The sequence below is a fragment of the Legionella anisa genome, from assembly GCF_001467525.1.
Taxonomy (GTDB): domain Bacteria; phylum Pseudomonadota; class Gammaproteobacteria; order Legionellales; family Legionellaceae; genus Legionella; species Legionella anisa.
Genome location: NZ_LNXS01000054.1, coordinates 404494 through 421264, shown reverse-complemented (window position 1 = coordinate 421264; position 16771 = coordinate 404494). Strand labels below are relative to the sequence as shown.

Genomic DNA, 16771 nt, shown 5'->3' with positions numbered 1-16771 from the left:
TAGCCTGGGCGCAGCGCAGCGGAACCAGGTTGAGAAGTTTTATTCAAGTCAGAAAACCTGGGTTCCGCTGCGCTGCACCCAGGCTACGATTCTGAATTACGTTCCCTTCTCAAGGCTACGATTTCATCTTTATTTTTCCAATTCTTTTTTTACTTGAGCAATGATATCCATACCAAATCCACGATAAAGCAAAAACCGCTGCTGTTTTTGGAGCTCCTCAAAAGATAAATCATATTGACCTTTACTTTTTTTTCGCCAGACATCTAAAGCATAAGCCAACCAATTATCATCCTCCTGCTGTAAGAATTGATGAATTAATTCCTTATTAATTCCTTTACTACCTAATTCCTGACTAATTTTTAAAGGTCCATAACCCTGACGAATGCGTGACCGACTGTATATTTCTACAAAACGATAATCATTTTGTAAATCCATGCGTTCGCATTCCTCCAGCGCATTTTTTATTTCTACTGGATTATATCCTTTTTGTTTCAATTTATCATAAAGTTCTACCCTACTGTGCTCGCGCCTGGATAACAGGCGCACAGCACTATCAAATGCTTTAGTCATCAATTGTCTCAAATTCATCGGCACTAGCGGATGCAAGCATAGGTAGTTTTTTCTCTAGGAGTTCAGTACGAATTTGCTGTTCAAGAGTTGCTGCAACTTGAGAGTTCTCCTTAAGGTACAAGCGAACATTATCCTTACCCTGGCCTATTTTCTCTCCTTTATAACTGTACCAAGCACCCGATTTCTCAATCAGATTGAGTTGGACACCCAAGTTGATAATTTCACTTTCACGAGAAATACCTTCATTATAAAGAATATCAAATTCAGTCATCTTGAATGGTGGAGCAACTTTATTCTTAACTACTTTAACGCGAGTTTCACTACCTAAAACTTCTTCGCCTTTTTTAATTGACCCAATCCGACGAATATCCAAGCGGACAGAAGCATAGAACTTCAGTGCATTACCACCAGTGGTTGTTTCAGGGCTACCAAACATCACACCAATTTTCATACGAATTTGGTTAATGAAAATAACTAACGTATTGGATCGTTTAATATTAGCGGTCAATTTACGCAAAGCTTGTGACATGAGTCGAGCTTGTAAACCAACATGTGAATCCCCCATTTCTCCTTCAATTTCTGCTTTAGGAGTCAATGCCGCAACAGAGTCGACAATAATTACATCTACCGCGGCTGAACGCACCAGCATATCGGTAATCTCCAAAGCTTGTTCCCCTGTATCGGGCTGAGAAACCAATAACTCATCCACATTAACACCCAGTTTTTGTGCATAGCTAGGGTCTAAAGCATGTTCTGCATCAATAAATGCGGCAGTGCCTCCCATTTTTTGACATTCTGCAATTACTTGTAAGGTCAAGGTGGTTTTACCAGAAGATTCGGGACCATAAATTTCAACAACACGTCCTTTGGGCAAACCACCAATTCCCAATGCGATATCTAATCCTAAAGATCCTGTTGAAATGGCTTCTATATCTCGGGATACGTTGCTGTCTCCCATACGCATCACTGATCCTTTACCAAATTGACGTTCAATTTGCGAGAGGGCAGCTGATAATGCTTTTTGTTTATTTTCTTCCATAATATTTTCCAGGTAGTTAGAGTTATGCAAGGGTAAAATTATCACACAGATAGAAACAAGCAGCAAATTGATTCACCGGATTAAAAGAGTTTTTTTGCTCAAGCCTAAGTAAATGCAAAAACAGAATTAATGACTCAGAAAAGAAAAGTGAATGATGGGGTCAAAAATCCATGTTGGGGAATAAAGCGAAAACGCTAATACTGTTCTTTCACAACCAGGTGTTGATAATATTTTTAACTATATGGTAAAATTTTAATACATTTTCTTTAATATAGTGAATTTTATGCAAAGTAAAAATGAAAAACCATCACCAATTTCTGACGTCATAGCTACTTCATTATATGCAGAACGAGTAGTAATTGATATTTCTAATGCCGCTAAGCATCTCTTTTTTCCTACCCCCGAGGAATCAAGAATAAGTTTTACAGATCGTGCTCAAATTGAATTGAAACGGAAAGGGCTGTCAGTGGCTAATGATTTAACCAGCATAACGCTACAAAAGTAGATAGATTACATACTCAGACGTGGTGCTCCTGTCAAAAACATAAATTTCAAATACATTCGAAATTTTCTCTAAAACAAATGAGTTATCAGTTAGCATATCAAATCACCAAAATCATGTGAGGACAGGGAAGTGATGCTACTTGATGTAAGAAAGAATGCCTGATAAAGCTTCTTGGCATGCAGCCAAGCGTATGTCGTGTCGGTTTCCAGTGAACTGTTTTCTTAATATCCTGGGATTCATGTCTCGAGCAGCCCAACCAAAACACACAGTCCCCACTGGCTTCTCAAGGCTACCTCCATCCGGACCCGCAATACCAGTAACTGAGACAGCTACATGTCCTGCACTATGTTGTAACGCACCAATCGCCATAGCCTGTGCAACAGGTTCACTGACTGCACCATATTCCTCAATTAATTGTTTAGGCACTGACAGCAGCTCTTCTTTGGCGAGATTACTGTACGTCACAAATCCCCGTTCAAACCAGACTGAACTTCCAGAAATTTCAGTGAGATAACCTGCAATGAGTCCTCCGGTACATGATTCAGCCGTGACGAGTTGCCAATTCTTTTTTTTAAGAATTGCGGAAATTTCTTTGATTAGTTTATCAAAAGAGTTCATGAATATATGAATAGGTGGAGATTATCCTGGGTTACGGCTTAAGCCTTCACCCAGGTTAAAAGATTTTATTGATTTGGAGTTTGGGTTTGATTTCCGCCAGCAGGTTGTTGAGCTGGTGCTGGTTGTGGTGTTGTAGTCGTGTCAGTTGTTCCTGTAGTAGGTTGCTTGTTACTTTGCTCACCACATGCAGCTAGCGTTAACGCTAATAAACCAGTTGCTGCAACTAAAGCGAAACGTTTCATTTTATTCTCCCTATAAGTTTAATATTTTTTTTAAATCCCTTTAGATTCTAGCAAATAAATTTAAATTCAACCATGACCTATTGATATTTCAATAAAAAAGTTGAGGCATACGCTATTTTCTTATTTTAAAAACTCAAAAATTTAACAATCCAGCTAGAAAATGCTCTATCATCACAATGTTGCTGTAATGATTTTAAGCACTGATCGACCAATTCTTTACTCAGCTTGTGCTTGCGGATTTCAATCAGTGCCTGGATATAATTTTTACTATATTCAGGATGACCTTGTACAGTAAATAGATTGTCGCGAATTTGCAGCATGTAAAACGGACAGAAATCACTTGCAGCGAGAATTTCTGCTTCTGGCGGTAGAACTACAACTTGATCCTGGTGACTAACGAGTAGGTTGAGCGCGCCAAGAGATGGAACCATCCAAGATTTATGCTGTGTGATTTTATTTACCGACATTCCTATCCCCCAACCCTTGGGAGATTGAATCACCTTACCTCCTAATGCTTTCGCAATAAGCTGATGTCCAAAACAAATCCCTACGACTTTTTTTCTTTCTGCATGAAGACATCGGACCAATTCTTCAAGTGCAGTAATCCATGAAAAACCGTCATTAACACCATAGCGACTCCCAGTAATAATATAAGCATCTTCGGCGTCAATATGGGCTGGCAGTTCACCATGACAGACATCATAAACTGTAAATATCAAATTAGGCTCTGCTTGATGCAGTAGTTTGATATACATTTCTGAATAAGTGCCATGTAAAGAAATTAATTCAGGCACTACTTGGTCACATTGCAAGATTCCGATTTTCATAGTGTCCCTATGGAATTCCTTAAGGTGCTTCCGCCAATCTCATTCCTACAATCTTAGAATGATAAGCATCATCCCCATGGAGTGCGGCCATGAGAATATTACTATATTGCTGCTGGTCGAAAAGGATGGGGTTGCTTTGTGCTGAAGGATCTTCTGTTGCCATTATTGCAATACGTGTAGCATGTTGCTCATCAATGCCAATTTCACTCAGACAATGCTCGATACCTAATTCACGACGCAATTGCAGTATCCAATTGAGAAATCCATCAAATCCATTGTCAATCTCCAAATAAGCCGCCAACCGCGTGATTTTATGCTCAATCTCCGGTCGATTGGCTTGCAATATATAGGGCATTAAAATGGCATTTAATCGACCATGATGAGCATCGTAAATCGCTCCTAAGGGATGAGCAAGTGCATGCATAGCACCCAAACCACGTTGGAAAGCTGTTGCTCCCATCAGAGAAGCGACAAGCATCTGTGTTCTGGAGTCAATATCCCTACCATTTTGCATTACACGTGGTAAATGTTCTTTTATTAGGCGTATCCCCTCCAGAGCAATTCCCTCAGCTAATGGATGATAGCCAGGAGCAGAATAAGCTTCCAAGCAATGAGATAATGCATCCATACCTGTTGCTGCGGTGATACTCGGAGGTAAAGCTACTGTCAATTCCGGATCTAAAATAACTAGGGCAGGCAACATTTTGGGGTGAAAAATGATCTTTTTACGCTGCTGTTGCGTGTCGGTAATAACCGAAGCACGCCCCACCTCTGAACCAGTACCCGCAGTGCTCGGCAACGCGATAACAGGGGCCATACCAGCAACATTCACCCGTCGCCAATTATCTCCTATATCTTCAAAGTCCCATAAGGAACAATTTTGTCCGACCATCAATGCGATGGCTTTACCTGCATCAAGAGCAGATCCGCCACCTATGGCAATGACCCCATCATGTTGCCCTTTTCGGTAAATATCTACACCAGCCATCACATTTTCACCTGTAGGATTCGCTTTTACAGCAGCGAATAAAGCAATAAGCAAACCCGCATCACGACAATTCTTCAATACGGATTCGATCATTGGTAATTTTGCAAGGTTACTGTCTGTAACTAACAATGGGGATTTCATTCCCAAAGCATGACAGGCATCAACCAGTTCACGAACACGACCTACCCCAACCTTTATCGAAGTAGGATAGTTCCAGTTAGCCGTTAATGATAAGGTGCTCATCTATCAATTCCTTTCTAATCGATCATTTTTACATGAAAAGATTTAGGTCGGGTCAGTACATCATATCCTAGAGAAGAGAGTGTACATCCACGCCCAGAGTTTTTAATGCCAGTCCAAGCCAAGGCAGGATCGAGATAATCACAACGATTAATAAAAAATGTTCCCGTGTGAAGTTGCTCACCAATCGCGATTCCTTGGTCTATATTTTGGGTAAACACAGCCGCGGTTAATCCATAGTTACTGTCATTCATTAATGCAATGGCTTCGTCATCGCTGTCAACGGACATAATACCGACAACTGGTCCAAACGTTTCTTCTGTCATCACCCGCATTTTATGGTTTACTTCGGTTAAAATCTGCGGAGCCATATAGGCAGATCCTGGTTGATCCATAACAAAATCTCGACTGTCGATATGTGCTACAGCACCCTGGGTCAGGGCTTCTTGAATCTGTGCGCGAACAAATTCCGCAGAAGATGGGCGAACAAGTGGTCCTAAAGTTGTTTCCGGTTCATCCGGACGTCCGAGCTTATATTGTTTCACCAATGCGACTGCTTTGTTAATAAAATGATCATAAACCTTCTCATGCACATAAATACGCTCAATCCCGCAACAGGATTGGCCTGAGTTGAAAAACGCTCCATCCATAAGCGTATCTACAGCTTTATCAATATCTGCATCAAAACGAACATAAGCAGGATCTTTTCCTCCAAGTTCTAATCCTATACTCAAAAAACGCCCAGCCGTTACTCGCTCAACCATCTCTCCACCAGCAACAGAACCTGTAAAAGCGACATGATTTATGGCTGGATGACGTAAGACTTGTTCCGTATCTGGATGCGTTAGATGCAAATACTGGAAAACCCCTTGTGGAAGATTTGCTTCCCTAAATGCCTGAGCGAACCGTTCTGCTACAAGTGGTGTTTGTGCAGAATGTTTCAGCAACACGACATTGCCAGCCATAATGGATGGGATAATTGCATTGACTGCAGTAAGATAAGGATAATTCCAGGGAGCAATGACGAAGGTTAATCCTAATGGCTCACGTGTGATGTACCGAAGAAAACCTGGTTTTTCAGGTAATCTGATCGGAGCAAGTGCAGCATTTGCGGCAGCAATCATATAACGAGCCCTTTCTTCAAGGCCGTTAATTTCTCCGGCGGCATAACAAATTGGTCTTCCCATCTGCCAGCAAATTTCGCTGGCAATCTCATCCTTAATAGCAACCAGAGCATCTACCGCAGCAGTACAATAATTCGCCCGCTCAGTTATAGTGGTCGCAGCCCACTGCTTTTTTGCACCTACTGCTCTATCGAATGCGGCTTGAATCTCATGGTTATTGGCAAAAGCACGCTCCACATAAAGAGAATTATCTATAGGCGAATAAGTCTTCAATGTATCGTTCATAATCTAGAAAATCCGAGTTAAATAATTTCAAAATAACGGTCCAATTCCCAATCTGTTATATGACGACGAAATTCTCGTTCTTCCCACTCACGAGAAGCAGCAAAATGCTCAACAAATGGATCACCAAATAAAGAACGAGCAGCATTTGACTCCTTAAGACGAGTAGCTGCTTCCCACAGTGTACGTGGCAATGCAAGTTCTTCTTCATGAGGTTGTGCATAGGAATTGCCTTTGATTTCTGGGTATGGTTCCAGTTCATGTTCAATTCCATAAAGACCCGAACCTAAAGCCGCAGCCAAAGCCAAGTAAGGATTTGAATCGGCAGAACCTAAGCGATACTCAACGCGCTGCGATTTGTCAGTTCCTGGTATAACCCGTAGCGCCGTAGTACGATTTTCTACCCCCCACGTCGCATGAGTTGGAGCCCAGAATCCTGGAATCAAGCGGGAAAAACTATTCACTGTAGGTGAAACCATCGCCAAAAACTCAGGCATGAGCTTTTGTTGACCTGCCACGAAATGTCGTTGAAGCTCACTCATATTATGTTGCATCGAGGGGTCATAAAAAGCACTCCTCATATCATTTTTGTGACGTAAGGAAAGATGAATATGTCCGCTTTGGCCAGGAAAATGCGGCGACCATTTAGCCATAAAAGTAGCCATCATGTTGTTGCGCTGTGCTAAGACTTTCATGAATGTTTTAAATAGTGCAGCCTTATCCCCCGCTTCTATAGCTTTATCTACAGCGATTGCCGCTTCAAGCACCCCTGGGCCAGTTTCTGCATGCAACCCTTCAATAGGAAAATCCATAATCTCACTCATATTAAGGATCTGATGATATAAATCTGCATGAACTGTATTGCGAATCATTGAATAACCAAAAAAATCAGGCGTCATGGGTTTTAAATCACGAAAGCCTTTAGAGCGCACACTGTCAGGAGTCTCGTCAAACATAAAAAACTCATATTCCAATGCGGCATAAACATCAAATCCCATTGAGTCGGCTTTTTGAACAATTCGACGAAGTAATGCCCTAGGACATAAGGCTTCGGCCTCTCCAGCAAATTCAGCCATAAACAACAACTGATTTTCTTCGAAAACAAGATCACGGCACGTTTCTGGGAGAACGCGCACTAAAGTATCAGGGTAACCTGTATGCCAACCTGTATATTTCCCATTATCATACAGTTTATCTTTGGAGTCCCATCCCAAGATCACATCACAAAAAGAAAAACCACCTTCTAAAGCCGAGAAGAATTTATTACGGCTCATATATTTTCCAAGCATCACTCCATCCACATCAAATATACCAACCTTGATATGGGTCAGATTACGCTCTTCGATAATTTGCTTTGCTGCCTCAACCGTCTTAACATCCTTTGGAGTTAACATAGCATTTCCTTTGCCTATTCGTTATGAGTTCATTCTATTGATAATATCCAGATTCTATTCTTGAATCCAGGGTTATTTATGGAAGTTGAAGAGACCAATTCTTCAAAATTAATTGCATAACGATTATGTCTATAAGCTAAGGTTTTTTCATGATCATCCCTCTTCAATTTTTACCGACGCATCCAAGTTCATTTGATAAATATAAATAGCTACTCTCCCTTATGTGATTTTGCTAAAATTGCCGCAATTTCAACTCAAGCAAAATACATTCATGACCTCTTCTCATACACCAATGATGCAACAATATTTACGCATTAAATCAGAATACCCTGATATGCTTCTGCTCTATCGTATGGGTGATTTTTACGAATTATTTTTTGATGATGCCAAACATGCAGCCCAATTATTGGATCTTACTTTGACTCATCGTGGCCAATCTGCTGACAAACCGATTCCCATGGCTGGTGTGCCTTATCATGCTGTGGAAAATTATCTGGCTCGATTAATCAAAAAAGGCGAATCGGTAGCCATTTGTGAACAAATAGGAGACCCTGCAACGAGCAAAGGACCTGTAGAGCGTCAGGTTACTCGTATTATTACCCCAGGAACAGTGACTGATGAGGCACTTTTGGATGCAAAAAAAGATAATTTATTACTGGCTATTCACCGCCAAAAACAAAAAATTGGTCTTGCATGGGTTGAACTAAGCAGCGGTCGTTTTCATTTATTGGAATTAACAGAAGCAAGTCAGTTAAGCGCGGAACTTATGAGGCTGCAGCCTGCTGAATTACTCTTGCAAGAAGAATCTTCTTTGGAAGAATACTGCGTGAACTTTCCAATTAAACTAAGACCTGGCTGGGAATTTTGTTTTGACAATGCCAAAAAACGCTTATGTGAGCAATTTTCAGTCAACGATCTTTCTGCTTTTGGTGAACACGATCATCCTACTGCTCTGGTTGCAGCAGGTGCCTTATTGAGCTACTTACAGACGACACAAAAACAAGCTCTTCCTCATTTAACCACAATGACTCTTGAACATACCCATGACTACTTGCAACTGGATGCCTCAACACAAAAACACTTAGAAATATTTGAAAATATGAGTGGCAACCATGAAAACAGCTTATTATCTCTGCTTGATAAAACAGCCTGTTCCATGGGCAGTCGTTTGCTTAAACGGTGGTTAGGGAGACCGCTCAAACAACATGACCAGATCATAGCACGTCAACATGCCATAAAGGAAATCATCCATCTCCAACACAATGTATCCATCTATGAACTACTGAGACAAATATGTGATGTAGAGCGAATTGTGTCGCGCATTGCTTTAAAATCAGCACGCCCACGTGATTTAGTTGCTTTAAGTCACACGTTAGCCTTACTTCCTGAGCTGAACGCACTACTGACTCACAACAAAAGTGAACTCGTAGTGAAGTTAAAAAATCACCTGAAGCCTTTACCTGCTTTGCACCAGTTGCTTGCATCGGCAATTATAGAAAATCCCCCCGTATTGATTCGTGATGGTGGCGTCATAGCTCCTGGTTTTGATGAGGAGCTTGATGAATTAAGGCTGCTTAGTACGCGAGCCAATGATAAACTCATGCACTTAGAGCAAGAAGAAAAACAAAAAACCGGGTTGTCTACTCTGAAATTCGGCTTCAATAATGTACAAGGTTATTATATTGAACTTTCTAAAACTCAAGCAGAAAAAGCGCCTCCGTATTACCATAGAAAGCAAACTTTAAAGAATGTGGAACGTTATATCACGCCAGAATTGAAACAATTTGAAGAGAAAGTACTATCAGCACAAGTAAAAGCCTTGGCACGTGAAAAGTGGCTTTATGAAAATTTACTGATAGAGATTCAGCAAAATATAAATGAATTGACCCAATTAGCACAAGCATTAGCAAAATTGGATGTGTTAACAACTCTTGCAGAGCGAGCCCAACGTTTCAATTGGTGTTGTCCCAATCTGGTGTCTGAATCACAAATTTCCATTGAGGAAGGCCGTCATCCAGTAATTGAGCATTTGCTGCAGGAGCGTTTTATCGCCAATGACTTACAGCTCAAACCATCGCAAAATATATTACTCATTACGGGTCCCAATATGGGCGGTAAATCGACTTACATGCGTCAAACGGCTTTAATTGTCCTTCTAGCTCATATTGGCAGCTTTGTCCCCGCTAAATCGGTAACCTTAGGACCTATTGATAGAATTTTTACTCGTATTGGTGCGAGTGACGATCTGGCCTCTGGACGTTCAACCTTTATGGTAGAAATGACCGAAACAGCACAAATTCTAAGGCAGGCAACCCATGAAAGTTTGGTTTTGATTGACGAAATCGGACGTGGTACCAGCACTTATGATGGCATGGCTCTGGCCTATGCGAGTTGTACTTATCTGGCAACGACTATTAAGGCGTATACTTTATTTTCTACGCACTATTTCGAATTAACTCAGCTTCCTCAACAATGGACGTGTATTCGTAATGTTCATTTACACGCATCATTAGATTCAGGTCGCATCATCTTTTTATATCGGGTAGAACCAGGACATGCAAATCGAAGTTATGGATTGGAAGTAGCAGAGCTTGCGGGTATCCCCGCTGAGGTTTTAAAAATTGCTCATACTCATTTAAATCACATACAAACCACGCCCTCAGTTTCGCAAATACACTCAGAAACTCAAGTGCCCAGCCAATCACCTATTTTACATGAGCTGGCACAGCTTGATCCTGATCGATTGACTGCTCGAGAAGCACTTGATTTAATTTATCGGTTCAAAAACATGGTAAAAAATTAATACCATGCTTCAATTGAAACTCTTAGGTGAGGGAGTTGGAACAGTGCATTCCGTCTGTTCACTTGACACAGCGTCACTTTTTGTGAAAAACAGACCAGAAGTTAAATAGCGTAATAATCGTTGGTTCTGGTAATATGCCAAAACTCGAGTTTGAAATTGCTTAAAGATACTCTCTGCTGTGTTTGCACTCACTAGAGTGGAAAAGCCATGTGCCCCCTCCTTTTCCCGATCCAGGTAATATTCAATATGTGCCTGCACCAAAGTAATATTCTGCGACAAGTTTTCTCCAACTACATCAATTACCTTACCTCCAGAGGTTTTCTTTGAAGCAGTAGCCTCAATACCATCAGCTGTCTCTAAATTATACCCTTGGTGATGCATAAATATCACATCAGGTACTTCCTTATCTGCTACCGACTTTAAGGTTTTACTGGTTGAATAAAGAGGAGCCGTCGCCTTTATACTTTTAAGCTCTATTGCCTCAACTAAATATTGACGTCTTTCTGGAGAATCCAGCTCCTGATAAATCGTTGCTCCATATGCCGCCGCGATCACTTGTGAACCACGACAAATACCGCATAACGGTTTGGGGGCCGAAGCACGTTGTTGCATATAAACCAAACTAAATTCAAGAATATCACGGCGCGGATCACTGAATTCTGGACGATCAATATAAGTTGGTAAACCCGTTTTAGGATGACGCTCTGCCCCATAAAAACGAGGATCCATATCTTGGCCTCCAGTTAACAGGACACCATCCACTTGATCAAATATTGTTTTTGCATGTCGATAAAGAGCCGCCATTTGTGGAAATGCAGATGGGTCTTTTGCGTTTTCCTCACGCATGATTTGAATCATCAATAAAGGGAAACAAATACTTTGTTTTTTCCTTTCTGTTGAAATAACAGAGAGAATGTTTTCATTTGTACCGGAGTGTTCGTGTGCAAGAACATCTTCACTGTGCACTGCGTGATGCTCATGGTTTAAATCTGTTTTTTCTTGAGGAAGCTTGGTCTCAAACTTTTTGGCTTTTTCGATCGCCTCGCTTTTTAATTGTTGCACTCTTTTTTGGGTTAACCCACTTAACTTATTTATTTCTTCATCTAATAATGCTGCATCTACTTCAGCCATTATATCCATGCGAACAGGATACATTCCTTGTGCCAATATCATTTTCTCTGCCACTACAGCTGTCATCAAAGGAGCCACATTATTCCAAGCTACTAAAATAGCAGGCTTAGTATTTGTTTTTTTAATCTGCTTCATAGCAATCTGTTTATCAATTAACAACTCACTTACCTGAGATAATTTCTTTTCAGGTGAGTTATTAATGATCACTTCAACACTATGAGTACCTCCTAGCATGGGAACTTGCTGAAAAAAACAATCCGTAAACATTACCTTATGGAATTGCTTTAAATAATTAAAACTCGTACGAAGAAAGTTATTTTCTACAAAAAGCAGATCATTGAGTTTGCTGTAATCGAAGGTGGCCTGTGTAAAATGACAATTGATAAAACGAACTTTATGAAATGATGCATGATTAATAACAGTATTATTAAAAGAAGAATTATGGATGTTTAGGTCATACCAAATCGATCCTGATAAATCGCACACATCAAACTGACAGTTTTTTATTTCACAGCCGGTGAAATCAATATTATTCAATAAATCCATTCTACGAGGCAACTTAGTTGCGCTCACCAACGAACCATCTGCCCGTTGCATCTGTATCATATTGACTGTTTTACCCGGAACTGCAAAATTGAGATTTTGTAAAATGGGTGGATAGCCTTTTCCTCTTAAAAAAGCAGCCAAAGGAAATTTGGATTTTGGAGGCAGCTCTTTTTTGTATTGTAAAATATCATCTAAGATTTTTTCAAATTCACTTTGTGTAATAGGAAAACCCATAAATTAATTCCCTCGAATTTTATCCAATGAACTGCAATTATCTTCAATAAAAGAGTTCAAAATTCCAAACTCATTTTTGAACACTTCTTGCGAGTTTATTATACACATTAAATTAAAAGTGAAAATACTGATAGTTATATATCCTTTTATATGATTACCCTAGCCCTTCTATTCGATTAAGTGTATATTCTCAAGATGTTTTCTAATGCCGGTAGGAACATTTTTGGTGAAAAAAGTACTGAGACTATCGTGAAAAAACTAATCTATCTGATACTTCTCATTACCTGTTTTGCATTATTTGCTCAAAATAATGACCCAGTATCCATTACAATTTACGGAGTTTCCGGAAAAGTCGAAGCAAACGTCGATAAACGTTTGAGTGAACTGCAGAAATTAAAACCTCTTGCGCAATTCAGCCAAGAAGAGTTGCAAGAGCAAGTTATTCAGGCAATCCAACCTTTTGGCTATTTTAAAGCAGAGGCTACTGTACGAAGACCTAATGCGCAGCAATTGACTGTCATAATCCATGCTGGTCCACAAATCAAAATTTCACGACTTAAAATAGAACTTACTGGTGAAGGTTCAAACAACCCTGTCCTGCGTGATGCAATAAAAAATGTACCATTAATGCAAGGCGCTCCTCTCTTCACAGAACAATATGAGCGAACCAAATTAAAACTTCTTGATACAGCAGAAAATCAAGGCTACATGCGTGCTGGATTTAAAAAAAGTCAAATTTTAATCGATGAAGAAAATTACACGGCAGAAATTATACTCATTCTTGATACTGGACCTCTTTATTATTTTGGGCAAATACAATTTAATCCTACATATATTGATCCTAAGTTACTGCATCGTTTTGTTCCATTTCATCCAGGACAAATCTATTCCGGGGATAAAATACATCAGCTAAATAATGATTTATCAAGTAGTGGGTACTTTAGTTCTGTACTGGTTAAACCACAAATTACTGAAAGCACAACCGTTCCACTGCAAATCGATACTGAACCTGCATCCAAATATTCTTACACTCTTGGTGCAGGATTTGGAACAGATACGGGAATTCGTGGCCGAGCTGCATGGCATGTAGTACCAGTCAATCGCCAAGGGCATAAACTCAATCTCATGGCTCAAGGATCTTTTGTTCAAAATGCATTACAAGCTCAATATATTGTTCCCGGTAAAAATCCTGTCAATGATCAATATACTCTTACAGGAAATTTTTCGAATTTAAATTACACTGCAGGGTACAGTAATTCATACCTTATCTCCTTGGCCCAACAACATCGGGTAACCAATTATCAACGTATACTCTCTATAAATACACTTTATGAAGGATTTCATTATTCGTTTCAAGAAAATACGAAGCAATTTCTACTTTATCCCAAAGCAAGTTTAACGTTTAGCAAAACCCAAGATCTGCTTTTTTCACCTTCAGGATATAACATTACGGTTAATGGTCTTGCAGCAAGCAAAGCCCTTCTTTCTACTATTAATTTTGCTCAGGCTTCATTGGATATAAAAGCTGCGATGCGAATAGAACCTCTGCGTTTACGCCTTTACGGGCATGCAATCCAAGGGTTTACTGCAATCAATAATATTAATCAGCAACCTATATCACTTGCATTACTTTTGGGAGGAATGGATAATTTAAAAGCATTTGGCTTTAATTCAATAGGTCCAGGCAGAATACTTAGTTATGCTGGTTTTGAAATTCAAAAGGAAACCAAGAAAAATTGGTATCTGATTGGATTTTATGATGCAGGAGCTGTTTACAATCCAGCCCCTTTAACAGCTTATTATGATGCAGGTGGTGGTTTAATGTGGGTTTCACCTATAGGCCCAATCAAAGTAGGGTTGGCTCAAACAATTAATAATCGATGGCAACGTGACGGGAACAACCCTCGTTTGGTGATCAGCATGGGACCCGATTTATGAAACGAATTCTGATAAAAATTATTAGAGTGCTCGTTAAAACACTTTATATAAGCTCTTTATTTCTTATTTTACTTGCCGGAATAGTCTTATTTTTATTGGATACAAAACCAGGACTGCATACTCTTATTCAATTCAGTCGTCTATACCTTCCTGGCACTCTTAAAATTCAGCAACTTGAAGGCAGCCTACTCAATCACTTTACTCTGAATGGAATTGAATACCAAAATAAATCATTTAACGTAAAAATAGAACAATTTGAGGTACAATGGCAGCCTCATTCTTTACGAGAAAGTCAATTAGTGACCGCTCGATGGAAAGGTCTGCACTGGAATAGAGCAAAAGAAAAAATCATAGACAGTGAAAAAGGAACAATCACTGCAACCGGTGTTTTGCCAAATATGCAAATCAATATGCACTCAAAAATAACTACTGTCCCCAAAGATCAGTGGCTAATGGATGCAAAAATCCGCGGAACTTTGCCCTGGCAGTGGACTTTTAATGCCAATCTAACCCAACCTCAAAATAGCGCTGTACAGCATACTCGTTTGCATACTGATTTATCTGCCTATGGCGAGATCACCGCCAAAAATCAAGGTAATTTATTGCTGACCATACGTCCTGGCTTTTATCATGACCCCAATAATGACGTCCTTCCAATTGTTCAATTCAAAGGAGGGTCTTTAAAGATCATTCTTTCACCAAAACAGCTTAAAGGATCAGGTATTTTGGCAATTGATGAAAATAAAAATTTAAAACTGCAATTTAACCTGCCTAAATTTACTCTTGATGCGGGCTTAAAGGACGATCAAGCAATAAACAGCGAATTATCATTGGAATTAAATTCACTGAGTTTTTTGCAAAAAATTAGCCCTGAAATTGACAAGCTCAAAGGACAGTTGATTGCTTCATTAAAAGTATATGGTACTTTGAATAAAAGAAAAATAGAAAGCCATTTAATACTCAGTAAAACAAGTCTTTCCTTACCTAAACTGGGTCTTAATATCGATACACTCGAAATGAATGTGCGTGGTAATGAACGTTCTTGGGAAGCAACAGGTCTAGCAACATCAGCGGGTCATCATTTATCAATTGCCGGAAGAGGAAGCTTAAGCGCTCAATTTACAGGGGATTTCACTCTTGAAGGCAATGATTTTCCATTGGTTCAAACCAGTGAATACAAGATCAACATTTCACCCAAACTCAATCTACATTTAACACCAAGTCTACAATCCCTTTCTGGTACTATTTTGGTTCCTTACGCTGAAATTAAACCTCGCTCATTCAACAACAGCGTTTCCTTACCTGATGATGTGGTCTATAAGCATAAGGAGAAAACATCTCCTTCATTTACCTTGATTAACAATATGGATATTGAACTCATAATGGGGAAAGATGTTTTAGTCAATGTAAAAGGATTAAGTGGGCATTTAGATGGAACATTGAATATCAAACAACAAAGTTCAATCAATGCATATGGCGATTTATCAGTTAGAGATGGTACTTATAAAGCCTATGGACAGAACTTAGCAATACAACAAGGGCAATTAATCTTTGGTGGACCCATGAATAATCCAGAGATTAACATCCGTGCAGCAAAAAAAATAAGAACTTCGCCAACAACTTTTGCCACCTCAAGTCAGCTCTTGGACTTTAATAGTACCAATCTACAAAATATTAATTACGGAGAAACGATGATTTTAGGTGTAGAGGTCACCGGTCGATTGACTCGTCCCAAAATTCAATTATTTTCCGAACCTGCAACTCTTTCTCAAGCAGATATTCTTTCCATGCTTGTCCTTAGACGCCCAGCGAACCAAGCAGACAAGGCAGGAGGTCAATTGCTTCTCGCGGCTATATCTTCTATGAATCTAGGAAGTGACACAAAGAGCCTCCAACTTTTAGAACAACTCAAACAAACTGCAGGTATTGATTTTAATATACAAACGAATACGAACTACAATCAATTAACCAATACCACGAGTAATAATACTTCTTTTATGGTAGGAAAATCTCTTTCAAAACGTCTTTATTTGAGCTACAACATTGGCCTATCTCAAACAGATACAAATATGTTGACCCTAAGATACTTACTCAACAAGTTTTTTAGTATTCAAGTAAGTAACAGTGATACGAGTAGCGCTATTGATTTTTTGTATACCTCAAATAAAAAAATTAAAAAAGGAAAACACTCGAGGTAATTTGGATGCTTGTAGCCTGGGTGAAGCCGCAACCCGGGTTTCGCTACTCTTATTCGCAAGTTAAAGCTCTTGGGGAAAAGTCCGATTTGAGT

General features: G+C 39.6%; 13 protein-coding genes. 4 read left to right on the top strand and 9 right to left on the bottom strand.

Going from position 1 to position 16771, the window contains the following annotated elements; translation table 11 throughout:
* Window positions 1-129: 129 nt before the first annotated feature.
* On the bottom strand, window positions 130-570 hold the full coding sequence (gene recX, locus Lani_RS18255) for a recombination regulator RecX (RefSeq protein ID WP_019233217.1): 441 nt from the start codon (window positions 568-570) through the stop codon (window positions 130-132).
* Window positions 563-1609, bottom strand: coding sequence for a recombinase RecA (gene recA / locus Lani_RS18250; protein WP_019233218.1), 1047 nt, complete (start codon window positions 1607-1609; stop codon window positions 563-565). The genes recX and recA overlap by 8 nt, the downstream gene beginning before the upstream one ends.
* A 283-nt stretch (window positions 1610-1892) precedes the next feature.
* On the opposite strand from recA, the gene Lani_RS18245 reads away from it, so the two are divergent.
* Window positions 1893-2114, top strand: coding sequence for a hypothetical protein (locus Lani_RS18245; RefSeq protein ID WP_019233219.1), 222 nt, complete (start codon window positions 1893-1895; stop codon window positions 2112-2114).
* Window positions 2115-2249: 135 nt separating this feature from the next.
* Here the strand turns inward: Lani_RS18245 and Lani_RS18240 are convergent, their stop codons facing one another.
* From Lani_RS18240 to Lani_RS18220, 6 genes are all read right to left on the bottom strand, one after another.
* Complete coding sequence (locus tag Lani_RS18240; RefSeq protein WP_019233220.1) at window positions 2250-2732, bottom strand: CinA family protein; 483 nt, start codon at window positions 2730-2732, stop codon at window positions 2250-2252.
* A 65-nt stretch (window positions 2733-2797) separates the two neighbouring features.
* Entirely contained in the window at window positions 2798-2974 is a 177-nt protein-coding gene (locus Lani_RS20580; protein WP_019233221.1) for a hypothetical protein, read from the bottom strand.
* Window positions 2975-3099: 125 nt separating this feature from the next.
* Complete coding sequence (locus Lani_RS18235; RefSeq protein WP_019233222.1) at window positions 3100-3801, bottom strand: GMP synthase; 702 nt, start codon at window positions 3799-3801, stop codon at window positions 3100-3102.
* 19 nt (window positions 3802-3820) lie between these two features.
* Complete coding sequence (locus tag Lani_RS18230) at window positions 3821-5032, bottom strand: iron-containing alcohol dehydrogenase (protein ID WP_019233223.1); 1212 nt, start codon at window positions 5030-5032, stop codon at window positions 3821-3823.
* Window positions 5033-5046: 14 nt separating this feature from the next.
* Complete coding sequence (locus Lani_RS18225; RefSeq protein WP_019233224.1) at window positions 5047-6438, bottom strand: aldehyde dehydrogenase family protein; 1392 nt, start codon at window positions 6436-6438, stop codon at window positions 5047-5049.
* A gap of 17 nt (window positions 6439-6455) precedes the next feature.
* The gene (locus Lani_RS18220) at window positions 6456-7829 is read right to left on the bottom strand and encodes a glutamine synthetase family protein (RefSeq protein WP_019233225.1); all 1374 of its coding nucleotides are present in this window, start codon (window positions 7827-7829) and stop codon (window positions 6456-6458) included.
* Between the two features lie 271 nt (window positions 7830-8100).
* On the opposite strand from Lani_RS18220, the gene mutS reads away from it, so the two are divergent.
* Window positions 8101-10632 carry a DNA mismatch repair protein MutS gene (gene mutS / locus Lani_RS18215; RefSeq protein WP_019233226.1) on the top strand — a complete coding sequence of 844 codons (2532 nt, stop codon included), beginning with the start codon at window positions 8101-8103 and terminating at the stop codon, window positions 10630-10632.
* A 9-nt stretch (window positions 10633-10641) separates the two neighbouring features.
* On the opposite strand, the gene Lani_RS18210 is transcribed toward mutS, so the two are convergent.
* Complete coding sequence (locus Lani_RS18210) at window positions 10642-12543, bottom strand: gamma-glutamyl-gamma-aminobutyrate hydrolase family protein (RefSeq protein ID WP_019233227.1); 1902 nt, start codon at window positions 12541-12543, stop codon at window positions 10642-10644.
* A 249-nt stretch (window positions 12544-12792) separates the two neighbouring features.
* Here Lani_RS18210 and Lani_RS18205 point away from each other — a divergent pair, with 249 nt between their 5' ends.
* A complete protein-coding gene (locus Lani_RS18205) occupies window positions 12793-14481 on the top strand; it encodes an autotransporter assembly complex protein TamA (protein WP_040522332.1) in 1689 nt (562 codons plus the stop codon).
* Complete coding sequence (locus Lani_RS18200) at window positions 14478-16679, top strand: translocation/assembly module TamB domain-containing protein (RefSeq protein WP_019233229.1); 2202 nt, start codon at window positions 14478-14480, stop codon at window positions 16677-16679. Before Lani_RS18205 ends, Lani_RS18200 begins: the two co-directional genes overlap by 4 nt.
* The last annotated feature ends 92 nt before the right edge of the window (window positions 16680-16771 follow it).